Origin of the sequence: Paenibacillus marchantiophytorum (genome assembly GCF_014640555.1) — a bacterium.
In the GTDB taxonomy this organism is placed as follows: Bacteria; Bacillota; Bacilli; order Paenibacillales; family NBRC-103111; genus Paenibacillus_E; species Paenibacillus_E marchantiophytorum.
Map to the genome: position 1 here is coordinate 18,852 of NZ_BMHE01000012.1, position 24,125 is coordinate 42,976.

Below are 24,125 nucleotides of genomic sequence, written 5' to 3' on the forward strand. Positions count from 1 at the left end.
GATAAGGCTTCTCTCACTTCCCTACAGGCAGCAGCACCTTGAATGTGCTGCCGACCCCTACCTCACTCTCCACCTCGATCATACCGCCGTGGAGTTCGACGATCGTCTGCGTGATCGACAGGCCCAGTCCGGCTCCGCCGCTGCGTCTGGCCCGCGAGGAATCGATGCGGTAGAAGCGATCGAACAAATGAGGGAGATGCTCCGGAGCAATTCCCGGCCCATTGTCTTGAATGGCGATCTCAACGACGCCTGCCTCCCTTGTCGCCAGAGAAAGCCTGAGCTGGCCTGTCTCCGGATGGGTGTGCTGAACGGCGTTGTGGAACAAGTTGAGCACAACCTGTTTGATTTTGTCCGGATCATACAGACAATGTGTCTGCGGCTCTAGCCGGAACGTAACCGTCCTGTCTCCTGCGAGTAGACGGAGTTGATGCTCCATTTCGCGCAGCAGCTCATCGAGCACGCCATCCGTCTTATGGAAAGACGGGGTACGATCCAAGCGCGCGAGCATGAGAAGATCCTCGACTAATTTATTGATGCGCACGGATTCGCCGTGCATGCTTTTCAGCGCTTTCAGCAGCTGCTCGGGCTGTTGATAAGCCCCGCGAAGCAGCACTTCCAGAAAGCCGTGAATCGAGGTGAGCGGCGTTCTCAATTCGTGCGAGGCATCGGCCGCGAAACGCCGCATCTGCTCTTTGGCTTCCTTTTCCGCCTCGAAAGAAAATTCCAGCCGCTCCAGCATGCTGTTGAAAGAAACAGCCAACTGATCAATTTCCACTTGTCCTTGATGCGCCGGAAAACGTTCATTCAGATTCCCGGCATCAATTTGCTTCACGGTATCGACCATATTGGAAAGCGGCACCAGCGTACGCCTCAACACGGGAAGGAAGCCCAGCAAGCCGAATATAAGCGCTAACAAAGAAAGGAAGATGAAGGTCACCAACTGCTGAGCCAGCACATCTTTCAGTGGTGCCGTGCTTGTGCTAGCTTGAATCATGCCCTGTATGCCGGCATTTCCCCTTGATCGCTCAGGTTCGCCGCCAATTTGATGAAAAACGACCAATTGCTCATTGCCATTGGCGTCATTGATAATCTTATAAGGCAGCTTCATCCTCTTGGCCATCATCGCTACATATTCCGACGGCGGAAGCTGCGGTGTAGGCTGCTCATTTTGTGTCGACATCAGCTTATAATTACCGCTTGCGTCAATCAAAGCAATCGACAATTCCGAGACGAAGATTCGCTGCGGGTCTCCCCCATTGTCGGCACGGTTATTATTGCGTTCTTGTTCTTGTTTCGGGAACGAAGGCGTTCCTATGGGGCCTTGAAAATCCCCGCCGCCGGAGCGCCACATATTCGGCGGAAGCGCCGCCAATTGATTGCGAATCGTCTCCGCTTTATTCTGATACATGAACTTCTGCATAACGACATATTGAAATACGCCAATGAGCAGAAGCAGGGCAGACATGACTAGCAATGATCGCGATAATAGCTGAAATTTCAAGGAACCCATCACGAAGAGGTCGGCAAACCTGCCTCGCCTTTTCATGTCAAATCCATCCGGTAACCGGCGCCGCGAATCGTGCGGATCAGCTTATGTTCCTTATCTCCCAGCTTGTCGCGCAAGGATCGGATATACACCTCGACAATATTTTCTTCGCCTCCGAAATCGTAACCCCAGACTTTATCCAGGATCATCGATTTGCTGAGCACAAGCCCGTGATTAATCGCCATAAATTTAAGCAATTCATATTCTGTTGGTGATAGCTCCAGCACTTTATCGTGCAAGCTGATTTCCTTCCGGCGGTCATCCATCCGCAGAGGTCCAATGACAACCTCGCCGAACAAGTTGGGAAAATGATTGCGAATCCGGGCATAAATCCGGGCAAGCAATTCCTCAAAGCTAAACGGTTTGACCATATAATCGTCCGCGCCCAGCGTAAGTCCCTTCACCCGATCATCCACTTCATCCTTGGCAGTCAACATGATGACGGCGACATTCTCCGTCTTCTTAATCATGCGGCATACTTCAAATCCGTCCATGCCCGGCATCATCACGTCCAAAATCGCAATATGCGGCTGAAATTTATTGCATGTCGTAATGGCTGATAGCCCATCGGATGCCGTCATCACTTCAAAGCCTTCATTCGTTAAACCTAATTCCAGAAATTCCAAGATATGTGGCTCGTCATCTACGAGTAATATTTTAATCCCTTTTAATTGGCGCATGGGGTGTATTCCTCCCGAATAAATTTCCTGCTTAAAGCTTTCTATACCCAGTATCCCATATCCTGCCTAAAAACAACCTGAGCAGTGGCTGAAAGGTTGCTGAAGATGGGCGATTTAAGATAACCTTAACGGAGTTTTCAGTATTTTTTCAGCTAACTATCAATTGAATCTCAGTTAACCCTCCTATAATAAGGCATAAGGACACGAAGAAAAGAGGAAACCTTATGGAGCCTATTACACCATCCTTTCATTCCTTTCAATTTCAAGCCATTGAATCCAATGTGGAACTTCTGCTCAGCTGCGAGGAGAAAGATTATGCCCCCATCAAGAAGCTGGCCACTGACTGGTTTCACCAAACGGAGAAACGTTTCAGCCGCATACTCGCTGATAGTGAAATCAGCCTATTAAATACGTTGGCCGGCGAAAACTGTATGGTATCCAACACGATGCTAGAGGTACTCTTCCTGGCTGAAATGTATCAAGCCGTCACGGATGGCAACTATAATCCACTCCTGCCTAATGAAACGAATGAAGCCTTCGCTGCATCAACGGCCGCGTTGGAATGGGAAGTCGATCCGTCTTTGAAATCCATTAAACTGCCTATACACTCCACCATCGACTTGCGTGGTATTGATAGAAGCTGGTCCATCAAACGGTTAGCCGAATATATTCGCAGGCATATGTCCCTGCAGCAAGGCCTGATCCTGGCTGGTGGGGACATGACGGTATGGGGACGCAACGAACAGAAGCTGGACCCGTGGATCATTGGCATCCAAAACCCTTGGCAAGCGAATGCCAAGCTGGGCGCTGTAGCCATGCCGGAAGGCTCCCTGTCTACTTACAACCAGTTTGAAGACCACCATGCAGCCCCTTCCGCAAGCGACGTCGTGCAGTGCACCGTTGCAGGCCAGGATCTTGTGGAGTGCCAAGTATGGGCACGGCTGCTTTGCAGGCTTGGGGTAGCCGAAGGCCTTGCGCTCATGGCTAAGCGCACTTCGGTTTGCGAAGCTGTTGTGGTTTCTGCGAATCAAGAGCTGCACTATTTTGGAAAGGAAATATCGCTCCGTCGCAGGTGGCTGGATATGCAAATTGACCATTTCCATTTCCATGACTTAGTCTCTTGATTTCAACTAATGTGGATAGATACACTTGAGGAGACGAGCTGCTATCTGCTCCCGAAGTACTTATCCACATTTATCCACACATTATCCACAATACATTTAGGATTTACCCACAAAATATGCAATTCCATCAACATGTTATCCACACCCTGTGCATGCTTTTGCTATAAGCAGGAACGTAGCATGAAAAACCTAGCCTGCGGCTAGGTCATCAAGTCCATGCACCTTCGCAAGTTCCTTACGAACTCAATACCCTTTATTCGGCCAAAATCGCTCATTCTGAAAATCTAATGAATGCCAGATGCGCTATTTCAAGCAATTGATCACCATTTCGCCAATAAAGTGGTCGATAACGCCAATCTAGTTCATTAAATCTCCAAAGCAACCATTTTCTCGTCGATAAGCATCCTACAGTTCATTAGATGCCACTCAAGACACAAAAAAAATGTCAAAAAAAACGACCCGACAAAGCTCCAAGAAGCCTAATGTCGAGTCGTTTTTATTTCGAACCGATAACCTAACCCGCGCACGGTTGTGAACTGGATGGCCTGTGAGAAAGCCGCAAGTTTGCTGCGCAATCTCTTGATATGCACATCAACGGTTCGCTCGCCTCCCTCATAATTGACCCCCCACACCTGCTCAATTAATTGACTTCTTGTCAGAATATGATTGGGATAACTGGCTAATGTAAACAGCAATTGAAATTCTTTAAGTGGAAGAAAGAGGCTCTGCCCCTGGACTTGAACTTCATGCATCGTTTTGTCAATCATGAACTCGCCGATGTGTATTTTGGTGCATGCCGCGACACGATTCCGCTTCAGCAGCGATCTCACCCGCATCACCAACTCCTCTGGATGAAAGGGCTTGGCCATATAATCATCAGCGCCGAGCTGAAATCCCTTCACGGCGTCTGTATAATCGCCGCCAGGGCCGATGAGCAGCATTGGCAGATCCGCTTCTTGCCGCAGCTGACGCGCGATTTGCCAGCCTCCCATTTGCGCAGCCGTGACATCCAGAATAATTAATTCAGTCTGTAATTGTTCAATAAGTAGTGGAACTTGCTGTGTGTCATCCGTACAAACAACCTCAAATCCTTCGCGCTGCAAGCTGTACCGGAGAGAATGTCGAGCGGTACCTTCGTCGTCCATGATGAGAATGCGAGCCATGCGAAATCCCCTTTCTACATGCAGTTAGTTTATAGGGATAGGCTGAATCCCATCTGAGCGAAGGCTGAAAATCAGTTGAACAGAAGCTGATGGTTTGCTGAAAACTGTTTACTGCAACTATTAGCGCAGGTCCATAGCAAAAAAAGCGAAAATACCTCAGGAAGCCTAACTTCCTAAAGCATTCTCGCCTCTCTCACCTCTGGTTAACCCTGTATGTCCAACAAGGAGGACGATTCGCTATCAAACCCGCTGCTTACGTTATATGTACGTTTCAATAATTCCTGCAATGCTGATGCCGTTACTGCCGTGGTCGTGCTTTGCGTGCTGTTTACGCTGTTTACGCTGTCGTCATCTTCGTCATCGTCTTCGTCATCTTCGCTCAACAGTTGAAGCAAAGCTTGAAGTGAATCTTTGGAGGAGGTCGCATCTGCTCCCTCAGCTCCGCCAGGGCCTCCAGGGCCGCCGGCCCCACCCGGACCACCCGGTGGTCTGCCTCCTGGAGGAGGTCCCATCGGACGCTTCCCGGCTTCCGCAGACGACGTTGTTGCGGTCGCCTCATCCTTCGTCGATCCATCCAAGGCATCACTCAACTCTGTGAGCAGCTTATCTAGATCCTCGTCTGAAATTGTCGAGCCGCTGGCAGCAGTCGCTGCAGAAGTTGACGTTGCATCCTCCACGCCTGTTGCAGCAGAATCTTCGGTACTTGTCGCTGAGTGTTTCAGCAAGGAAAACAACTGCTGCGCTTCTGGACTTAGCTGGATGGAATCGCTATCCGTTTTTTTGGTTTTCGAGCTGGTGACAGCGGCCGAGTCATTGTCCGCTGTGGAGCTTTGCGATACCTTAAGCGTATGCTGCTTGTACAAAGAATTCATACTGGTACTGGTAATATTCATCGCTGCTCATCCTCTCATTTCGTGAATTCACCTCATCATAGCTCGGGGAAATGAACACAAAATGAACGCTAATTGAATGTTTGCTGAAACCGACCTCCAGCATAGGAAGGAACGGGATCTGTCTCAGCCGGCACGATTTGGACCCTCGCATGCTCGGATGCCAGCTGCTCATATGCCTGCAGAAGCCCTTTCTTTCCCAGGGATGCGGCTTAATGAGGATTTCCGCATGCGGATTTAAGCTCAGTGCCATGCCAATCGCCTGATTGATAAGCGCAGCATATCGTATAGAGGTAGGCTGCAATAACAGAGGTTGTTTGCTCATTCGAGTTATCATCCATCAACAGCAGCTCAAAGTCCTCATGCGTCTGATTCAGGACACCTTGAATGGCCCCTCCCACAAACCCGGGTTTATTATAGCTTGTCATAATCACGGATAACGGTCGCTTAACAGGCCAAGCTGGCCTTGACTGACAATTTAAGATATTCATGCCCGAATCTTTTTGCTACAGAGATACTAGTCTGGATAGTTGGGTTTGCCTCCATTTAATGCTACAATTTGCAAAAAGGTATAAAGGAGTTTTGTATGATTTATGATGTAACCGTAATCGGCGGGGGTTCCGCTGGATTGATGGCCAGTATCGCAGCCAGCCGTGGCGGCGCCAAGGTTCTGCTTGTGGATAAAGGGGATAAACTCGGGCGTAAACTCGGGATTTCCGGTGGTGGCCGGTGCAATGTCACGAACAACAAAGACATGGATGAACTGATCAAGCATATTCCGGGCAATGGCCGCTTTCTATATAGTGCATTCACCCATTTTGGGAATAAGGACATTATTGATTTCTTTGAGAATCTTGGCATACCCCTGAAGGAAGAGGACAACGGCCGAATGTTTCCCGTGAGCGACAAGGCCAAGACTGTCGTCGACGCGCTCATCGGCCAAGTGCGCAAGCAAGGCGTTGAGATCCGGACGAACAGTCCGGTCAAGAAGGTCCTGTACCAGGACGGCAGCGTCCAAGGCGTCCTGCTTCAGTCCGGCGAAACGATGCACAGCCGCGCTGTCATCATCGCATCCGGCGGATGCTCGGTCCCGCACACCGGCTCCACGGGAGACGGTTACGCCTGGGCCGAGGCTGGTGGGCACACCATCACGCCGCTGTTCCCGACCGAGGTGCCGTTAACCTCGAAAGAGGCCTTTATCCGCAGCCGCGAGCTGCAGGGGCTGTCGCTGCGGGATGTGAGCCTGTCCGTGTGGAACGCCAAAGGCAAGTCCATAATTTCCCATCGAGGGGACATGCTGTTCACCCACTTCGGCCTGTCCGGTCCTATTGCGCTGCGCTGCAGCCAGTTCGTCGTCAAAGAGCTCAACAAATCGGAGCGCAAAGAAGTCCTCCTTACCGTGGATCTCTTTCCGGATCAAAGCACGGACGACGTGTATAACCACAGCATGGCTCTTGCCAAGGCCGATGCCAAAAAGGCAATCAAGAATGTGCTCAAAAGCCTTCTATCCGAGCGTCTGGTCCCAATTTTGCTGGATAAATCCGGCCTCGACGAGCAATTAACTTACGACAACATCCCTAAACAGAAATGGCTGGAGCTCTGCAAGCTCATGAAAGCCTTCCCCGTCATCATCAAAGGGACACTTTCGCTGGAAGAAGCTTTCGTCACAGGCGGCGGCGTCCAACTGAAAGAAATCGATCCGAGCACCCTGCAATCCAAGCTCGTGAACGGGCTGTATTTCTGTGGTGAGATTCTAGATATCCATGGATATACGGGCGGTTATAACATTACCGCGGCTTTCTCTACAGGGTTTATGGCTGGTAAACATGCTGCTGATTTCTCGCTGAACAGCCATTTTCTCCAAAATTAGCGGGAGGCATTCCTGTTAGACATCAGACAAATAAAGAGGGTGCTCTTTCGGTTTTTCAACCGAGAGAGCACCCTCTTTATTACCACTTAAGCTGTAGCCAGCTCAAGATCATCTTCCTCGTCGCGGTCAAATGCGGCGCGATCGAATTCACCTTCGGATTCTGCCACAAGCAGAGCCGTTACGGTTGTTCCTGTTGCGTTAACAGCTGTACGACCCATGTCGATCAGCGCCTCAACGCCAAGCACAAGACCCATACCTTCCAGCGGCAAGCCTAATGCTGTAAGCACGACAGTCGTCGAGATTGCAGCAGGACCTGGGACACCAGCCACACCGATGGAAGAAATCACGCTTACTAGAATAAGCAAGGCATATTCAGACACGCTAAGCGGTAAATTGTAAACCTTCGCGACGAATATCGCTACAACTGCCGGCCATACACCGCCACAGCCATTGAAGTTCATCGTTGCGCCAAGCGGGGCAACGAAGCTTGCAATACGGGGAGATACGCGCAGACGTTTCGTGATGACTTCCAAGTTCACAGGCAATGTTGCATAGCTGCTGCGTGTTGTAAAGGCAACTGCGATTGTCGGATAGGCCTTTCTGAAGAACTTGATTGGATTAACCTTGGCCACAAGAAGAACCAACCCGCCGAAGATCAACACGAAGTGAATGATCAAGGCTACGTAAGACGTAAGGATGATTTTAGCCAGAGGAGCAAGTGTATCCAGACCATATTTAGCCGCCATAGCCGCGATTAATGCGTAAACACCATAAGGTGTAAGACGGATTACGTACTTAACTACTTGATGAATAACAGCCGTAGCTGATGTGATAAACGCTTTAATAGGCGCTACCGTTTCTGGCTTTTTGGAACCTACATGCACGATAGCCACTGCTACGAAAATCGCGAAAATCAAAACAGGCACAACTTTCCCCGTGGCCATATCGTTAATCGGATTGGATGGTACCAGATCGAGAATAACCTGTGAGAACGTAGGAATTTCTCTTGCTTTGAAATCTTTCGGTACCGCTTGTGCAATGCCGTTACCGGGGTCAAATGCCAGAGCAACCAACAGCCCGATTAATGCGGCAATCCCTGTTGTGAGCAAGAACCAACCAATCGTTTTGAGTCCCAACTTGCGAAGCTGACCCAGACTTGAGAGCGATGAAATACTGTTAATAACAAGAATGAGGACTAGAGGCATAACCAGCATTTTGTATGCGAAAAGCCGTCCCTTCCCTCAGCAAGCCATCCCTTAGAATTGCGGGCCAATGCTGGGAAAATGAGACAAGGCACTTGAGGAGTCAGTGCTGATAAAAGTTACGTTTTCTGTGGTATCTACAATAATAAGGCAGGGTTCTAGGGAGAGCCACAGATTATGATTCGACCAGTTGCATGGTTTGATTTTGCCAATCGGGTTTGAATATTCGTTGTTTCTTGCTTCACTTCCAGCGGATTGACCCGGCTCGATCACTAAATGATCGTCCATAACTTTGTAATAAAGATCCGCTTTTTGGCGAAAACCGCGCCAAAGGGTGCTTCCGCGGAACTCTGTCCCTCTATTTCGCTGTTTCGACTCCGCCAGGTGGCACCAAACCATAACAGGCCGCCCCACAACGTGGGCGGCCTCCGAAAGCCTCCTGCTGCACGCAGGGAGGCCACTGCACTACGTTAGCGCTGTCGAGCCGCGCCAACCTTCAACTTCCGCCGCCGCCTCGTAGCCGAGGCAGCCAGCGGGCTGCGCCAGCCCCATTTCATATCCGGATGCCCGGACTGAAATGGTTGTAGTCGTCGGAGGACGGGTCGAACGCCGCCTCTTCCTCACTTGGCACCGCGTCGCTATCCAGCGGTACCTGCGCCTGTGCGTAGCTGTCAGGCCAATCCTCATTCACGGTGTGAGCCGGGATGCGGATTGAGCCCTCCAGATCGTACGCCATGGCGAACGTCGCCTGCTCTGCCTGCGCCTGCTGCCGCTCCGCGAGCCGACCACCGTGCGATTGCGCGATTTCTAGCGCAGACGTGATTTCCTGATCGTCCAGATGGATATGCAGGGTAGCCCGCTCTCCATCAAGCAGCTCCGGCTTGTAGCCGAGCTCTTCCAGTGTATCCAGCGCAAGCAGCGCATCACGTTCTTTATCAAATTCAAAAAAAATAGGAACAAAGTTATTCATCGCCCAGCATCCTTTCTTCCTCCGTAGGGAAAGTCTGCCATTAGCTTTTGCAAAATGTTCCTAGCCTATTCGTGATCTATGCCCCTCTTATTCCTGCCTGCACGATCTTGAGCAGCTCTTCATGATATTCCTCTACAGCAGCTACTACATATCTGCCTTCTCCAACGTGAATCCCCTCCGCTGGTTCGCAGTGAGCGCTTCCCCCGCCACCCAGCAGCGAGATGGGATGACCTGAGAAATCCGTCACTTTCACGCCGGCCTCTTGCGCCAGCAGCATGCCTGCGTACAGATCCTCACCTTCAGAATTGTACAGCACAATGCCGTGCAAATCTCCGCGCGCCAGCATCGCCCAAGTCAGCGATGGGGCCCACATGCGCAGCACTCTTTTCAGCGAATGTTCCAGATGATGTCTGAGCCCTAACGCTGTAGCGTCATTCTTCCCCACCCCATGACCCTGAATCCAAGAGATGGTCGATTTGGCAAGGGCACCTTGCGGCTTCGCTTCTAATTGAATCCCTTCCTGCCAGGCGCCTTCCTTATGGGAGGCTACGTAACTAAGCCCCATCACGGAATCATGGACGACCCCTAGCACAATCAGTCCTTGGTAGCTCAGTGAAATAGAAACACCATAAAGAGGGATCCCCAGAGCAAAATTATTCGTTCCATCCAGCGGATCTACATGCCATACCCAATCGCTCGCAACCCCGCCTTCGCCTGCTTCTTCACTATAAATACGATGACTGGGAAAGGCAGCCAAAATCTCGTCTACAATTAAACGATCTGCCTGAATATCTACTTCCGTAACCAAATCACCCCGCTCGTCCTTGTGCACGGCGTTCATTGTACTTCCGAAGCGCTCTTTGGCAAGTGCGCCTGCTTTCCGAGCAGCCTCTCGTGCAACTTCTTTGGCTAAAGTCTTCTCATTCCGTTCCAATTGCTCAGCCCCTTTGTGCCATCTAGTACTCCACTCTCTCATATTACCATATGTTTCCTACGAAAGTTGTTGGTTAAGAGGACGGTTAGATTGACAAGCTGCCTATTCATAAGTGATAATATAGCAAAATCTTACGCGACATAAGCTGTCGAAAGGGGCAATACGAGCATGGGTAAGCAACATCAACACAAGATATTGGATTGTACGATTCGGGACGGCGGTTTGGTAAACGATTGGGATTTTAGCGTGGAATTTGTCCAAGACATGTATCGCGGGTTAAGTGCAGCCGGCGTAGAATATATGGAAATTGGTTACAAAAACTCGGAAAAATTGCTGAAAGGCGGAGCTTCCGGTCCGTGGAGATTCTTAAATGAAAACTTCTTGCGTGATGTCATTACCAAAAAAACGGATACGAAACTATCTGCTCTCGTAGATATCGGCCGTGTTGATGAGAAGGACATTCTGCCTCGTGAAGACAGCTTGCTTGACCTGATCCGCGTTGCTTGTTACATCAAAGATGTAGATAAAGGCCTTGAGCTTGTCCAAAAATTCAATGACATGGGCTACGAAACGTCCTTGAACATCATGGCGCTTTCGCACGTAATGGAAAACGAGCTTGTTGAAGCTTTCGAAGAAATTAACAAAAGTCCAGTTGACGTTGTCTACATCGTAGATTCTTACGGCAGCATGGATCACAAAGATATCGATTACTTGGTTACGAAGTTCCAACGTTTGCTGCCAGAGAAAGAGCTTGGCTTGCATATGCACAACAATATGCAGCTTGCTTTCGCTAACACGATTGCCGGCGCTGCCAAAGGCGTATCCTTCCTTGACTCCTCCGTATACGGAATGGGCCGTGCTGCTGGAAACTGTACGACTGAGCTGCTGCTCAGCTACCTCAAAGGCGCACGTTACGACATTCGTCCAGTTCTTGAAATTATCGAGAAACATATGATTACGATGCGTCAAAAATGGGATTGGGGCTACCTCATTCCTTACATGATCGTTGGTGCGCTTGATGAGCATCCACGTACGGCAATGGCGTTATTGAATTCCAACGAAAGAAATAACTTTGTAGATTTCTACGATCGTTTGACTTCCGTGGAAACAGCTCCTGCTATTCACAAAGACTAAGCCTTTCCTTATTTGCACATTAAAACCCCTTGCGGTCCACACGACGTGGATTCGCAAGGGGTTTTCTGTTATTTAAGCAATTTAGCTGAAACCACATAATCCTCGGCATACGCCCGATCAATGAGAAAGATGAACTCCTCTTCGTCCCGTCGGGACACGTTTCTTTTGCGAAACACCTCGATATATTCACTTTCAATAAGCTCTGTACAGTCTTCATCGGCATAAATCAATCCATCCTCCAAGCGCTTAAGCGCTTCGACCATCACCTCACGCGACTTGAGACTACCTTGAATTTCAACATAGACCTTACCGGTAGCATCATGATCTTGGAGGATAATGGCTACCTTTTGATTCGCTTTAATACGCACCTTCTTTTTCGGAGATATACTCATTTGTCCTACTCCTTCATTTTATCTTCTTTGTTTTATTTTATGTCGCTAAGGACGAACGCGGACTAGGCATATGAACGCTACCTGTTATTTAGGAGAAAAATACATAGGTGATCTTAGGCAAGGAAGGATATTTCTGCTCCGTTCTGAAAATAGTATGGTAAAACAGCACGCCAGGAGTGACATCTACCCACTATGAGCCGCATATTGCTGATTGAAGATGAAGAACGCATCGCCCGTGTCCTCCAACTGGAACTGGAGCATGAAGGATATGAAGTCCACACGAGATCGGATGGACGTTCCGGCCTGACTGCGGCATTGAATGAATCTGATTGGGAACTTATCCTGCTCGACGTCATGCTGCCAGAGCTCAGCGGCTTGGAAGTTCTGCGCCGCATCCGGCAAGTGAATCCAACGCTGCCGATCATTCTGTTAACGGCGCGCGACGCCGTGCCTGATCGCGTAAGCGGTCTGGATCAAGGGGCGAATGACTATGTGACGAAGCCTTTCGCCACCATTGAGCTGCTGGCGCGTATCCGCAGCTTGCTTAGACAGCGAAGCCTGCAGGATCAACCGCCGGAACAGCCCCATTTGTTGAAAGTAGATGACCTGACCATGGATTTAAAAAGTCGGGCTGTCGCCCGCGAGGGTGTGCCGATTGAGCTGACGCCAACGGAGTTTGATCTTCTGCGCTTTTTGATTCAACATCAAGACGAAGTGATGACGCGGGAGCAAATCATTTCGGAGGTATGGGGCTATGATTTCGTAGGGGATACGAATGTCGTGGATGTCTATATCCGTTATCTGCGGCAGAAGGTGGACAAGTCCTTCTCCTCCAAGCTGATTCAGACGATACGAGGCGTTGGGTATTTGCTGCGATACGAGCCTTCCGCCACAGACAAAGATGCCGATGACAGCACTGGTGCCTCTCTCCCCAAAGACGAGCCCAAACCCTCATGAGCCTGAAACTGAAAATCACATTGTGGGTTAGCGCGGGACTTATGCTGATCCTCTTCTTCAGCTTTACATTCGTTTACTACATGTTCATCCGGGTTACCACCAAGGGCGAGCTAGATTTGTTAAAAGAGAAAGCACAAACGCTGCTGCTCAAAGATTTGCCCAACCACCCGGAGTATTGGCAAGACAATTCCCAAATGGATGAACTGCTGATTCCCCAAGAAGTGCTGAGATACATTGCTCCAGACTCTAAAGTCATTCATGAAATTTATTCGGATACGAAGCTGTTGCGCTATGCAGGAGGTTATGTCAACAAAGAAACGGTCACCCTAAAGACGGATACCGATGGGATTTTCATCTTTATCAGGATGCCGGTTTACAAAGAAGGGCATCAGGTCGCCACTTTAGAAATTGGACGAAGCTTGCGAAGGCTGGGCGAGTACTCGAATATGCTCATCTCTATTCTACTTTTAACGTCCACAGGGGCATTGATTCTAGCTCTTGTTGGCGGCTATTTCTATACGAATGTGCTTTTTCGCCCGCTTCAGCAGCTTGTCAGCACGATGCAGAACATCGAGAAAAGCGGCTCCTTCCGGCACATCGATTTGCCAGCCAAGAGGCCCAATGACGAATTGACGATGCTTGGCGCTACGTTCAACAGAATGATTGACCGCTTGAAAGATATGTTTCAGAAGCAGGAGCAATTCCTTGCTGACGCTTCTCACGAACTGCGCACGCCATTAACCATTATCGAAAGCTATGCCAGCTTGCTGCGCAGATGGGCGCTGCAAGATGATAAGCTGCGGGAGGAAGCGCTGGAAGCCATTATCTCTGAGTCCGCACAACTGAAACAGCTCACACAGAACCTCCTCTCTCTGACAGATACCGAACGAGAAAACTGTGAACAAGGCCTTTCCTTCGATCTCCTGCCGATCGCGAGAAACACCGCGGCAGCGCTGCAAATGACTTCTGGCCGTGAGATTCGTGTAGCATGCCCTGCGGATCTGAATGAGCTTGCGATGACGGGAGATCCGTATAAAATCAAGCAATTGCTCGTCATTTTCATCGACAATGCCCTCAAATACAGTCAGGAGCAGGTTGAGCTGACTATCCGCTTGATGGAGAACCAGTGGGTCGAAATCAAGGTGATCGATCATGGCATTGGCATTGCAGAAAACGAGTTGCCTCATCTGTTTGATCGCTTTTATCGAACCGACAAGGCAAGAAATCGCAAACAAGGCGGTGTTGGGCTCGGACTTGCCATCGCCCAGCATATTGTCCAGAAGCATGGCGGTCATGTTGAGCTTCAAAGCCGCTTGGGCGAAGGGACTACAGCCATTATTCAGCTGCCGAAGACTTGTCAATAGAAAGATTATAATGGGATTATCATCATTTTCTCAGAATCCCTGCCAATACCTGTGACAGCAAGGAAGCGAAGGTTGCAAGGTAAATATTAGGCGGTTTTTCATCTGCTATACTTGGGCTCAAGAACGACAAGACATCCCAAGGAGGCAACCCAGATGAAAAACCAACCAACATGGTACAAGAAATTAGTCATAACGGCTTTAACCGTTTCTATAGGACTCTCGGCAGGAATTGTAGGTGCTCCTCATCAAGCTGATGCAGCAACCGCTTCAATTACGGCAGCTTCTCGTGCAAGTCAGGTCATTTCCATCGGTAAAAACTACTTAGGACGACCTTATCAGTTCGGAGCCCAAGCAGGTCAAACCCGAACATTTGACTGCTCATCCTTCACACAATATGTATATAATCGGATTGGCGTGGACTTGCCTAGGAATTCCAAGCAGCAGTCCCATGCAGGCAGCTATGTGTCCAGAAGCAACCTGCGCACTGGCGATCTCGTGTTCTTCTCCATTCCAGGCAAGCCTGGCGTCATTAACCATGTCGCGATCTACATGGGCGGCGGCAACTTGCTGCACACGTATGGCGCGGGTGGCGTACGCATCACGAATATCAACAGTGGGACTTGGTCTTCCCGTTACATGACGGCACGCCGCGTGTTATAAATTCCCCCAACTAAGAGCCCCACAACCTAAGACAACAGCAAGAATGCATATAAAAAATCCAGTGCCGCAGCAGCGGGTACTGGATTTTTTATGCTGACCAGCATGGCAGCCTCTGTACACTTATGTCCAAGAGTCTGCAGCTATCTGCAACGCGCGATTCCACCTGACTGCATCCCAAGCTACTGTTCTCGCCCGCGGAACTACTCACCATGCTGACAATGCGCTATTACACCTGACTACTTCTCCGACTCCTAATCCTGCCCACCGCACCATGCACCTCACAACCACTCACTCTGCGGCACCATGCACTAAAAACTAGCTAGTGTTTCTACTTCATTGGATTAATCCAATGAAATGGGCCCGAAAGAGATTGAAATCAACCTTTGATTGGATTAATCCAATGGAATTAGCCCGGAAGAGATTGAAATCAACCTTTGACTGGATTAATCCAATGGTTTGGCTTGGAATCGCCCAGAAAGGGCTGATTTTGAGATTTTCATTGGAAATATCCAATGTAAGTGAGTTTTCAACCCGGAAATTGTGCATTTCATTGGATTTATCCAATGGATCACAAAAAACAACCGCAAAATCCCTCCGTTGTGAAACCGATAAAGCAAAAGCAGCCCGCCCTCCGATGAGGAACGAACTGCTTTTTTTCTAATATCTAATATACGCTTCAACATAACTTTCTTTCAAACCTCGCTTACGCACCTTAATCTGCAGCAGACGCTGTTTGTAGCTCACTCTGGCCGTTCTTGGGAGCACAAGAGTGGGAAGTTTAAGAATTCGACTTTTGTCGCTTAGAAAGCCCGTCAGCTTGATTTGATTGGATTTGACGAACACCTGAAGCGCTCTTGGATCTTCCTCTTTGGCAATTTTCACCTTAATAATGACGTGCTCGTGCGTCTCAAAGATTTCCGTACCCGCCGGATGATGCGAGGAAAGGCTCGCTTCTTCGCCTGGCATCGCTTTTTTCAGCATGTCCTGTACATATCCCTCAACCCACGTCATATTATCTAGAAAGGTCTGCCCTTTTTCACCGAAAGGCAGCTTTTGTCCAAGGAACTTTTCGACCTGTTCCCACTTCAGCCAAGGATGGCGATTAAACCCGCTCAAGCCCATCACCTCGTTTTCTCTTGCAGTATATGTGCCTATGTCTGGAAATGACACCCTAAGGAAAATCAGGGCACCTCTAGGCGAATATCCTCATATACTTTAAAGAGTGATAAGCCTGAAGCGAGGGAGATCGACTATGCCATCTATCGTTGGGAATGTCAAAATTATTAGTGTGGGACCGAGCTCCGTCGTCCACTTCGGCGATTCCTTCATCATTGCACCCACCAGTTCCTCCAAAACTTTTGCAGGAGCAGGCTCATTTAATACCGGTGACTTCCCACGCATCTATAATGCATATAGCAACACCATAACGAACGACTCCGACTTTATCGAAGCCAACGCAAGTGGCATTGTCATCTAGCACAAGTGCCATGCAAGCTTGTACGACGCATTGGCTCAGGTCGACGGTTAACTACTAATTCCCAATCGAGTGAGGTGTTCATTTCCTATGAACTGGTACATCCATCAAACCATCATGATTCAACATTTAAAGGTGAGCTCTGTGTCCAATTCCTCGGTGTTGCAGATTGGTACGGCTGGATCGATCCGTTCCTTGTCCAATTTATATAACACAGGCGGTTATGTTGAACCAACACCAGAACTGGGCACATCCGCAACGAATCCAGTGTCTCTCGTCCCCTTGCCAGCCCCAACTTGATCCCCAAGTATCTAGGACCAGCAGGATTTAGGAAGGAGGTGCCTTTCATACATGCATAACTCTATTACTTGGCAGCAATGGGCCCAGCAGCTCTCCGCCTATATTGAAATGCAGAAACAACGCATAGATAAGCTCGAACAAAACGTCAAAAAACTGCAAGACGATCTCACCGCGCTGAAAGATCAAAAACGTGTCCACATCGATAAAATCGAATATAATTTCGATCAGCTTAAGGTTGAAAAACTGGACGGCACCCTAACCATCGGCATCAGTCCAAGCGCACTGGACAATATCGATGACTTCACCGTCAATGGTTCTCAGATGGGAAAAAACGACGGCATGGGTTCCGACCAGAATGCCTTTGGTTCTGGATATATGCAGGGACAGGGACAGGGGCCGGGGCCGGGTATAGGACCGATGCAGGGGCAAGGCCAGGGAACGGATAAAGGAGTAAATCGGGGACACAGACAGGCATCGCCGCAAGAGGATGCTTATGGCATGCAGCGGGAAATATCGAGCGGACTTGAACAATACTTGCAGCATGGGGTTCAGGCCGATATGAACAACTTGGAAAATAAGTATCGCTATATCCTGGACGAAGATTACAAAAACCTCATTATCGAGGATATTCGCAAACAATTGGACACTCGAGTCCAGCACTATATCAACCAATACCGCAGCGTGGGATTCAGTGAACCTATGGAGGCTGTTACGACCAGCATCATGGACCGCACCAAACAAGACATAGTCAGTGCCATAGAGAGCTACATATCCAGTTTACCGAGGAAAGAGGGTTAAAGTTATGCTGAATTTGAATGTCGAAAATAAACAGCTTTTCGTGGGCGATGTGCGCATCATTGGGGTATCCAGTTCTTCCATCTTCCTGATTGGCGATACCGAGGTCATTTCCTTGTCCTCCATGTTCGACACACCACCGGAATCCGTCATTATCTCCCCCTTCGTCCCGCTTCCAGCGGAGAGCTAACCATGGTTAGACTATCCATCGTTGGCTGGCTGGATATCTACGGCATATCCTCTAGCAGCACCCTGCATGTCGGAGATAATATCAACACGCTGCTCCAAAGCCGGGTTTTTGCCGTGCAGCGCCAAATCCCTTATTTCAATGGGAATGAAGGCAGCTTCGCGGCTTATCCTTTTTATCAAAGACCCTTCCCGATCCCGCAGCCGCCAGAGCCATTCACAATGTGTGTGGATAACTTAGGCTCTTTCATTCGTGTTGGGGGCGTACGCATCCTGGGGATTTCTTCAACCTCCCTGTTCCAGATCGGCAGCAACCGCATCACCAGCGCAGAAACCCGCATCAAAAACATCCGCCAATTCGTCACCGACAAACCAGGTCCGCAAGAACAGACAACCTTCGTCAAAACAGACAACGATTGACGGTATGGACACGCGACAGCCGCAGCAAGCGCGAAAAAGCCTTCAATCCCCGCACAGCAGCGCGTGGGATTGAAGGCTTCGCTCATTTCGCGAGCAGCGGCTGGGCGCGGCTGAGCAGCGCCGCCATCTCCCCGCGCGTCAGCGACGCGCTCGGGCGAAACGTGCCGTTCGCGTAGCCGTCGACCAGGCCATTGCTGCTCATCGCAGCAATGGCCCCCGCCGACCAGCTGCCAGCCGGCACGTCAGCGAACACCTGCGCAGCGGCTCCGCCGCCGGCCTGCGAGGTCAAGCCCAAAGCGCGGGAGAGCAGCACACTCATCTGCTCCCGCGTTATGATCTGATCCGGCGCAAAGCGATCGTCGCTGATCCCTTGGATCAGCCCGCTCAACTTCGCAAGCCGAATCGACTGCCACGCCCAGTGGGTGGCAGGCACATCACGGAACGAGGCGCTGCCTGCAGCCGCCTCGCCGGTTAAGCCCAGCGCGCGCACGATGATCGTCGCGGCTTCAGCCCGCGTGAGCGCCGCGTCCGGCGCGAACCGGTCGGCGGCTACGCCAAGCATCCAACCAAGGTTCGCCGCGGCAAGCACATCATCTTGTGCCCAATGCTTCTGCACGTCGGTGAAGTAAAATCCATCCGACCAAAGGCTGTAATAATCCCAGGTATCGGAAGTTTCCTGATTCAGACTCCAGCTACCGGTCCCCTTGAGATGGTATTTGCTAACCAGCTTGAGCTTCTCCTTCAAGGACTGTTCGTTCTCATACCATACCGTGTAATCGCCAGGGCCCAGCTTATTGCCATACGCGCTGGTTGCTGCGTCTGTCGCAGAGATTGAGAATGTAGCCACAGGCGATTGGCTTGCTGCATCATATCGCACAGTTCCTTTATATGTGTCCAGGAGATTCTTTATCATTTGTGAGGAAATACCCGCGCCATTCGCTGCGGGGTCTTGATTCCAGTACCTTCCGTAGAATGGCAGACCCAGCACAATTTTATCGGCAGGGGCCATCTTAATTGCATATTGAATCGATTTTTCGACAAAGGGCAAGCTAGCTACAGGACCCGGTGTCGTATCGCCGGGATAGCTTTCATCATAAGCCATCACCATCAAATAATCGCTAACGGCAGCCAATGCCGTATAATCATATAAAGCAATCCAGCTTGTCGTTGCGCCTGTTGGATTCGCGGCTACAGCCACCGAAACCTCAGCTGAACTCGGGAGCTTTGCTCGCAGCATTTTAACCAAATCTGTATATTGATCCCGGTATTCCGCTCCAACATTCTCGATGTCCATATTAATGCCATCCAGTTGATTCGTTGTGATGAATTGAACAATTTGATTCACCAAAGTTTCGCGGTTAACAATGGCTTTCTCCCCAAGCACCTGATCAAAATCATTGCTCAAAAAAGGAACAACCCGCTTCCCTCTTTGGTGCATATCCGTAACGAAAGTCGCTTGGAAAGAATCATCGATTTGCAAACTGCCGTCTGTTTGGATATGGAAATAGCTCGGCGAAACGACATCAAGTGTTTGACCGCTTTTATCCACCTGAGACGTATACGAATTGGGTGCCCCAAAGTAAAGATAAGACATAGCAAACGCGCCTTGCGCCGAACTTGTCTGGGCCTGTGTCACAGGAGCTTCAGTCGTCGTAGCCATCGCTACCAATCCCGAAGTTGCCAGAGCAACCACGATTTTGCGCCATAATTTTCTGGATTTCCTCATCCACATCCCTCTTTTCCTATCCTATTTCGCTCCTTCTATCATCATGGAAATTCGCGAAATGCGCTAGGAGTAAATATTGGTGAACGCAAAAAAACCGCTAGCAGCAAGCGTTTAGCTCTCTGCTTAACGGTTCTTTGAGATCGTCACTTAGCCATTACGGGCTATGATAAAATTGATAGTGATTGCGACCTTTTCCTTTTACTTGATACAGCGCAATGTCAACTTCCTTCATCATTTTGGCTGAATCTGTGATTCCCTTATGGTACAAAGTAATTCCCATGCTCACTGTTGCTGTAAAATACTGATCGAGAACTTCCCAAGGTTGATCCACGCATTGAACGATCCGCTGAGCTATACTTTCTACATGCTCTTCACAATCTACAGCCGGCAGCAAAATGGTAAACTCATCGCCTCCCATACGGGCAAACATATCAACCTCACGAAGACATCCTTGAATTCGCTGAGCGAACGTCTGCAAGAAGGCATCCCCGACATCGTGCCCCATCGTATCGTTAATAGTCTTAAAATCATCGATATCCAAATATAAAAGAGCAAACGACCGATTCGTCCTTTTCACTTCGGCAATCATTTGCTGCAGATGATCTTTGAATAACCGCCGATTAGGCAAGCCTGTCAGCGTATCGTGGAAAGCCATCGCGACAAGTCGGCTCTCCTGTTTCTTGCGGAGCGTTATATCATTAAGTACGAATGAAATTTCAGCCCACTCACCCGTCTCGTTCCTAATCGGAATTGCCTGGCAGTCTAACCAAATATCGGTTTGCTTGGCACTTTTGGCCCGGAATTCGAGCTTATTGCTGCTGCTGGATTGCAAGGTTCTAATAAACATTTTATATAAATCCATACGGTATTCCGAATCGATAAAATCTACAACTTGTCCAAAATCCTGAGGAATAAATCCGATCACCTGCGTAAAACTCTTCGATGCATAAGTCAAATTCCCATGAATGTCGAATGTGCAAAAAAGGTCCCACGCTTGCTCGATGAATTGACGTACACAAGCATCTTTCTGAAACCATGGAAGTGCAGCAAGATCCAAATCAGCCTTATGACTCATGACTTTCGTCGCCCCCTCTTATGATTCTACATAGAGACTCTGGTAGCGTAGCACGAGAACATAAATTTTCCATAAAGATCAGCTAAATTTTTCGTCAAAAAAAGTAAAATATTAGATCTTTATGTAATAAAAGAAAAATAATCGGGTTTTTTATATAGGCCATAATACCTATTAATAGTCATAAACCGTATCATACCTCACGTTTTTACAATAAAAGGATAGAAATTTTTGGGAGAATCGTTCTATAATAAAAGTAACCAGGGGGAATGGGAACACCATTTCCCCAACAGAGCCGTTCCGTGACTGAGGAGGACTTATCGTATGGCAGGAGAAACTATTTTAGTCGTTGATGACGAGCAAGAAATTGTCCAACTCATTCAACTCTACTTAGCTAGAGAAGGATATAAAGTGATAAGCACCAATAATGGACAAGATGTCTTTGAGATCGTGAAGGAACACAGGCCGGATCTAATTATCTTGGATATTCTGCTGCCAGGACTAGATGGTATTGAAGTATGCCGCCAACTGCGCAAAACAAGCAATACCCCAATCCTGTTCATCTCGTGCAAAAGCGAGGACATCGATATTATTCTAGGACTCAGCATGGGCGGCGATGACTACATGACCAAGCCCTTCAGTCCTAGTCAACTGGTTGCGAGAGTCAAAGCCCATTTACGGCGGTACTCCATTCGAGATCAACATAAAGATGACCCGCAGCTGGTGAAATTCCCAGGCCTTGAAATCGATTTGGTCAGCCACATCGTCCGAGTAAATGGTCAAACCATTTCCCTATCTGCCAAAGAGTTCGATCTGCTGTCTGTCATGGCCAAGACACCAAATCGTGTTTACAAAATTGAACATTTATTTGAACTAATATGGAGCTTGGACAGTATGGGCGATCCCCGAACGCTTATTGTGCATATCAGCAATCTACGCAAAAAAATTGAATCCAACCCGGCTGAGCCTCGTTATATTATCACGGTTCGCGGTGTTGGCTACAAATTTAACGGCTCTATCGTTTAGAAAAGTCGGTTCAGCCACCCGGTAAAGTGTTCCTGCAAAGGAACCGCTATGGCTGCGATCACAAGCGCGGGGAGCATGTTCGCCACGTTGATCTTCTTGATTTGTAAGATGTTGATCCCGACGCCAATGACCAGAATGCCGCCCACGGCGGTGATTTGGACAATCATCACATCCAGGGATGCTTGGCTGAATGCCATGGCAATCAACGTTGCCCCAAGTGCGATGACGCCTTGCATCAGGAATACGGATACTGCTGAGAAAATCACGCCGACCCCAAGGGTCGAGGCAAAGATAATGGACAAGAAGCCGTCGAGCAAGGATTTTGTGTACAAAATATCATGATTGTGGCGAAGCCCGCTGTCGAGTGGTCCTAGAATCGCCATGGCACCAATGCAATAAATCAAGGTGCACGTCACGAAGCCTTCCGAGATACTGCTTGTACCGTCTGCTGCCGAACCGTCTTTGCGCATTATTGACTGCAGCCAATCACCCAACTGTCCCAGCCGGTATTCGATTCGCAGCAACTCTCCTATAATACCACCAATAACCACGCTCATAATGACGAGTACAATTTGATTCGATTTTAACGCCATTGTAATGCCCAGCACAGTGATTGCGAGCCCCAGGCCCTGCATAACTGTGCTTTTTATACCTTCTGAGATGCGGGGCAGCAGCATGCCTAATAATCCCCCAATTATAATAGCGATTGCATTGACAATCGTTCCCCATAACGCCATGCGATTCATTCCCTTTCTATCTGGCAAATCTGTGGATGACTTTCTCATTCTACATGATTCTACTCATAATTTCCTCCATCGTTGGAAATGGTATGGATAAGCAACAGGAAAGGAGGAATACGGTATGTCGAAAGACAAAACGATGGAACCTATGACAGGCGACACGGTTGAGACCGATGGCATTTATGCCAATGAAGCTGGACAAGAGGTTACGTTGAAGCGTGGCGACGAGTTCCCAGCCGATCTTGTCTTGGGCCGAACAACATGGGAATTGCAGGGCTTCGCGGACGAAGCCGAAATTGATCATGATCAAACGGAGCTTAATCCGCTGCGCAAACGCGTAGATACACGAACTTAGGCACAGAACCGAGCTGCAAGGGATGCAGCTCGGTTTTTTGTTCCCGTATGGTATACTAAGGGGATGAAATGAATCGTTGGAGGAACAAGCATGAACGGTAAACGCATCATTATTGTCACAGGCGGCACGCTTGGCGAGTGGGCTTTGGGAGAGATCCAAGCCGATGACATCCTGGTCGGCTCGGATCGAGGCGCTCTATATTTAATTCAACACGGATACACACCGTATATCTCAATGGGCGATTTCGACTCCGTCACAGAGCGTGAGCTCGCCCTTATTCGCTCTTCAAGCCTAACGTTCATCGACTGTGATCCGGTTTTCAAAGATTTAACCGATACCGAAATGGCCTTTAATTGGGCACTGGATCAGCACCCTGCGCAGATTATCTTGCTCGGCGCGATTGGCACGCGCTTCGATCATTCCTTAGCCAATGTGCACCTACTGCGCAAAGGCATAGAGCAAGACATTGACTGTTCCATCATCGATGCCAACAATCAGATCAGAATCATTGAACAATCCACCCGCATTACACGGGGCAACTATACGCACATCTCCCTGCTTCCACTCAGTTTGGAAGTGACTGGCATCACATTGCACGGCTTTCAGTATCCCCTTCATCAAGCCCGGCTTCAAATCGGTCAATCGCTGGGCATTAGTAATATTCTGGTTGAATCACAGGGACTTATCGAGCTCGAAAGCGGCCTTTTACTCGTCATTCAAAGCAAGGATTAACAAAGATTTTCAAAATCGACAAATCATTTGGATAAGATTAGGAAGCAACTCTGTTACAATGAATACAAGTGTTACCATTTTATATACAGATATTGAGGTCGTTCAAGTATGCCGCATGTCCAAGAAAATTCGATACGCATCCTTCCACATACAGGTGTCCACTCCGTCATTATGCAATTCGCAGCCATTCATATGCTCACGAATCGTGAAGCTGAAATCATTGGTCTTATTGCCATGAGAGGCCTCAGCAACAAAGAAATCGCTGACCATTGCAACATCAGTGAGAAAACAGTCAAAGTACATATCGATAAAATTATGGATAAAGTCGGAACGCGTTCCATGCGCAAATTACTGGCTACTATTATCTGCAACGTGGTTTAAGCATGGTTTAGTTTCCTGATTCAACATACAAA

27 protein-coding genes and 1 pseudogene are annotated in these 24,125 nt (G+C 48.9%); 15 read left to right on the forward strand and 13 right to left on the reverse strand.

The window, feature by feature from the left end:
* Positions 1-13 precede the first annotated feature (13 nt).
* Both IEY34_RS13760 and IEY34_RS13765 read right to left on the reverse strand, forming a co-directional pair.
* Complete coding sequence (locus IEY34_RS13760; protein WP_189012450.1) at positions 14-1,546, reverse strand: sensor histidine kinase; 1,533 nt, start codon at positions 1,544-1,546, stop codon at positions 14-16.
* Positions 1,543-2,226, reverse strand: a complete 684-nt coding sequence (locus IEY34_RS13765; RefSeq protein WP_189012451.1) for a response regulator transcription factor — start codon at positions 2,224-2,226, stop codon at positions 1,543-1,545. The genes IEY34_RS13760 and IEY34_RS13765 overlap by 4 nt, the downstream gene beginning before the upstream one ends.
* A gap of 224 nt (positions 2,227-2,450) precedes the next feature.
* Here IEY34_RS13765 and IEY34_RS13770 point away from each other — a divergent pair, with 224 nt between their 5' ends.
* Entirely contained in the window at positions 2,451-3,350 is a 900-nt protein-coding gene (locus IEY34_RS13770) for an FAD:protein FMN transferase (protein WP_189012452.1), read from the forward strand.
* A gap of 479 nt (positions 3,351-3,829) precedes the next feature.
* Here the strand turns inward: IEY34_RS13770 and IEY34_RS13775 are convergent, their stop codons facing one another.
* From IEY34_RS13775 to IEY34_RS13785, 3 genes are all read right to left on the reverse strand, one after another.
* Positions 3,830-4,513 (reverse strand): response regulator transcription factor, encoded by a 684-nt coding sequence (locus IEY34_RS13775; protein WP_189012453.1) that lies wholly within the window; start codon positions 4,511-4,513, stop codon positions 3,830-3,832.
* 203 nt (positions 4,514-4,716) lie between these two features.
* The gene (locus IEY34_RS13780) at positions 4,717-5,406 is read right to left on the reverse strand and encodes a hypothetical protein (RefSeq protein WP_189012454.1); all 690 of its coding nucleotides are present in this window, start codon (positions 5,404-5,406) and stop codon (positions 4,717-4,719) included.
* Between the two features lie 209 nt (positions 5,407-5,615).
* Positions 5,616-5,894 carry a glycosyltransferase gene (locus IEY34_RS13785; protein WP_189012455.1) on the reverse strand — a complete coding sequence of 93 codons (279 nt, stop codon included), beginning with the start codon at positions 5,892-5,894 and terminating at the stop codon, positions 5,616-5,618.
* 95 nt (positions 5,895-5,989) lie between these two features.
* On the opposite strand from IEY34_RS13785, the gene IEY34_RS13790 reads away from it, so the two are divergent.
* Positions 5,990-7,273: a BaiN/RdsA family NAD(P)/FAD-dependent oxidoreductase gene (locus tag IEY34_RS13790; RefSeq protein ID WP_189012456.1), complete on the forward strand. Its 1,284-nt coding sequence runs from the start codon at positions 5,990-5,992 to the stop codon at positions 7,271-7,273.
* An 86-nt stretch (positions 7,274-7,359) separates the two neighbouring features.
* Here the strand turns inward: IEY34_RS13790 and IEY34_RS13795 are convergent.
* From IEY34_RS13795 to IEY34_RS13805, 3 genes and pseudogenes are all read right to left on the reverse strand, one after another.
* A pseudogene (locus IEY34_RS13795) lies at positions 7,360-8,490 on the reverse strand (dicarboxylate/amino acid:cation symporter); the annotation flags it as partial.
* Positions 8,491-9,028: 538 nt separating this feature from the next.
* Positions 9,029-9,445: a hypothetical protein gene (locus tag IEY34_RS13800; RefSeq protein WP_189012457.1), complete on the reverse strand. Its 417-nt coding sequence runs from the start codon at positions 9,443-9,445 to the stop codon at positions 9,029-9,031.
* 76 nt (positions 9,446-9,521) lie between these two features.
* Positions 9,522-10,421 (reverse strand): inositol monophosphatase family protein, encoded by a 900-nt coding sequence (locus IEY34_RS13805; RefSeq protein ID WP_189012458.1) that lies wholly within the window; start codon positions 10,419-10,421, stop codon positions 9,522-9,524.
* A gap of 126 nt (positions 10,422-10,547) precedes the next feature.
* Here IEY34_RS13805 and IEY34_RS13810 point away from each other — a divergent pair, with 126 nt between their 5' ends.
* Entirely contained in the window at positions 10,548-11,513 is a 966-nt protein-coding gene (locus IEY34_RS13810) for an aldolase catalytic domain-containing protein (protein ID WP_189012459.1), read from the forward strand.
* 68 nt (positions 11,514-11,581) lie between these two features.
* Here IEY34_RS13810 and IEY34_RS13815 read toward each other — a convergent pair whose 3' ends face one another.
* Positions 11,582-11,905, reverse strand: coding sequence for a hypothetical protein (locus IEY34_RS13815; RefSeq protein ID WP_189012460.1), 324 nt, complete (start codon positions 11,903-11,905; stop codon positions 11,582-11,584).
* A gap of 192 nt (positions 11,906-12,097) precedes the next feature.
* On the opposite strand from IEY34_RS13815, the gene IEY34_RS13820 reads away from it, so the two are divergent.
* From IEY34_RS13820 to IEY34_RS13830, 3 genes are all read left to right on the forward strand, one after another.
* The gene (locus IEY34_RS13820) at positions 12,098-12,862 is read left to right on the forward strand and encodes a response regulator transcription factor (protein ID WP_189012461.1); all 765 of its coding nucleotides are present in this window, start codon (positions 12,098-12,100) and stop codon (positions 12,860-12,862) included.
* On the forward strand, positions 12,859-14,226 hold the full coding sequence (locus IEY34_RS13825) for a sensor histidine kinase (protein ID WP_189012462.1): 1,368 nt from the start codon (positions 12,859-12,861) through the stop codon (positions 14,224-14,226). The genes IEY34_RS13820 and IEY34_RS13825 overlap by 4 nt, the downstream gene beginning before the upstream one ends.
* Before the next feature lie 153 nt (positions 14,227-14,379).
* Entirely contained in the window at positions 14,380-14,886 is a 507-nt protein-coding gene (locus IEY34_RS13830) for a C40 family peptidase (RefSeq protein WP_189012463.1), read from the forward strand.
* Positions 14,887-15,543: 657 nt separating this feature from the next.
* On the opposite strand, the gene IEY34_RS13835 is transcribed toward IEY34_RS13830, so the two are convergent.
* The gene (locus IEY34_RS13835) at positions 15,544-16,002 is read right to left on the reverse strand and encodes an Hsp20/alpha crystallin family protein (RefSeq protein ID WP_189012464.1); all 459 of its coding nucleotides are present in this window, start codon (positions 16,000-16,002) and stop codon (positions 15,544-15,546) included.
* 136 nt (positions 16,003-16,138) lie between these two features.
* On the opposite strand from IEY34_RS13835, the gene IEY34_RS13840 reads away from it, so the two are divergent.
* The 5 genes from IEY34_RS13840 (at position 16,139) to IEY34_RS13860 (ending at position 18,061) form a co-directional block, all read left to right on the forward strand.
* The gene (locus IEY34_RS13840) at positions 16,139-16,363 is read left to right on the forward strand and encodes a spore germination protein (RefSeq protein WP_189012465.1); all 225 of its coding nucleotides are present in this window, start codon (positions 16,139-16,141) and stop codon (positions 16,361-16,363) included.
* A gap of 87 nt (positions 16,364-16,450) precedes the next feature.
* Positions 16,451-16,660 carry a spore germination protein GerPB gene (locus IEY34_RS13845; RefSeq protein WP_189012466.1) on the forward strand — a complete coding sequence of 70 codons (210 nt, stop codon included), beginning with the start codon at positions 16,451-16,453 and terminating at the stop codon, positions 16,658-16,660.
* Between the two features lie 51 nt (positions 16,661-16,711).
* Complete coding sequence (gene gerPC / locus IEY34_RS13850; RefSeq protein ID WP_189012467.1) at positions 16,712-17,458, forward strand: spore germination protein GerPC; 747 nt, start codon at positions 16,712-16,714, stop codon at positions 17,456-17,458.
* 4 nt (positions 17,459-17,462) lie between these two features.
* Positions 17,463-17,645: a spore germination protein GerPD gene (locus tag IEY34_RS13855; RefSeq protein ID WP_308423013.1), complete on the forward strand. Its 183-nt coding sequence runs from the start codon at positions 17,463-17,465 to the stop codon at positions 17,643-17,645.
* Between the two features lie 2 nt (positions 17,646-17,647).
* Positions 17,648-18,061, forward strand: a complete 414-nt coding sequence (locus IEY34_RS13860) for a spore germination protein GerPE (protein WP_189012468.1) — start codon at positions 17,648-17,650, stop codon at positions 18,059-18,061.
* Between the two features lie 82 nt (positions 18,062-18,143).
* Here IEY34_RS13860 and IEY34_RS13865 read toward each other — a convergent pair whose 3' ends face one another.
* Together IEY34_RS13865 and IEY34_RS13870 are read right to left on the reverse strand one after the other, a co-directional pair.
* Entirely contained in the window at positions 18,144-19,787 is a 1,644-nt protein-coding gene (locus IEY34_RS13865) for a glycosyl hydrolase family 18 protein (RefSeq protein ID WP_189012469.1), read from the reverse strand.
* 154 nt (positions 19,788-19,941) lie between these two features.
* The gene (locus tag IEY34_RS13870) at positions 19,942-20,862 is read right to left on the reverse strand and encodes a sensor domain-containing protein (protein ID WP_189012470.1); all 921 of its coding nucleotides are present in this window, start codon (positions 20,860-20,862) and stop codon (positions 19,942-19,944) included.
* A 321-nt stretch (positions 20,863-21,183) separates the two neighbouring features.
* On the opposite strand from IEY34_RS13870, the gene IEY34_RS13875 reads away from it, so the two are divergent.
* Positions 21,184-21,885 (forward strand): response regulator, encoded by a 702-nt coding sequence (locus IEY34_RS13875; protein ID WP_189012471.1) that lies wholly within the window; start codon positions 21,184-21,186, stop codon positions 21,883-21,885.
* On the opposite strand, the gene IEY34_RS13880 is transcribed toward IEY34_RS13875, so the two are convergent.
* A complete protein-coding gene (locus IEY34_RS13880; RefSeq protein WP_189012575.1) occupies positions 21,882-22,622 on the reverse strand; it encodes a DUF554 domain-containing protein in 741 nt (246 codons plus the stop codon). The two genes, IEY34_RS13875 and IEY34_RS13880, sit on opposite strands and share 4 nt — an antisense overlap.
* Before the next feature lie 124 nt (positions 22,623-22,746).
* Between IEY34_RS13880 and IEY34_RS13885 the strand changes: the two genes are divergently transcribed.
* From IEY34_RS13885 to IEY34_RS13895, 3 genes are all read left to right on the forward strand, one after another.
* Complete coding sequence (locus tag IEY34_RS13885) at positions 22,747-22,980, forward strand: hypothetical protein (RefSeq protein ID WP_189012472.1); 234 nt, start codon at positions 22,747-22,749, stop codon at positions 22,978-22,980.
* A 90-nt stretch (positions 22,981-23,070) separates the two neighbouring features.
* Positions 23,071-23,712, forward strand: a complete 642-nt coding sequence (locus IEY34_RS13890) for a thiamine diphosphokinase (RefSeq protein WP_189012473.1) — start codon at positions 23,071-23,073, stop codon at positions 23,710-23,712.
* Positions 23,713-23,820: 108 nt separating this feature from the next.
* Positions 23,821-24,093 carry a helix-turn-helix domain-containing protein gene (locus IEY34_RS13895; RefSeq protein ID WP_189012474.1) on the forward strand — a complete coding sequence of 91 codons (273 nt, stop codon included), beginning with the start codon at positions 23,821-23,823 and terminating at the stop codon, positions 24,091-24,093.
* Positions 24,094-24,125: the final 32 nt, after the last annotated feature.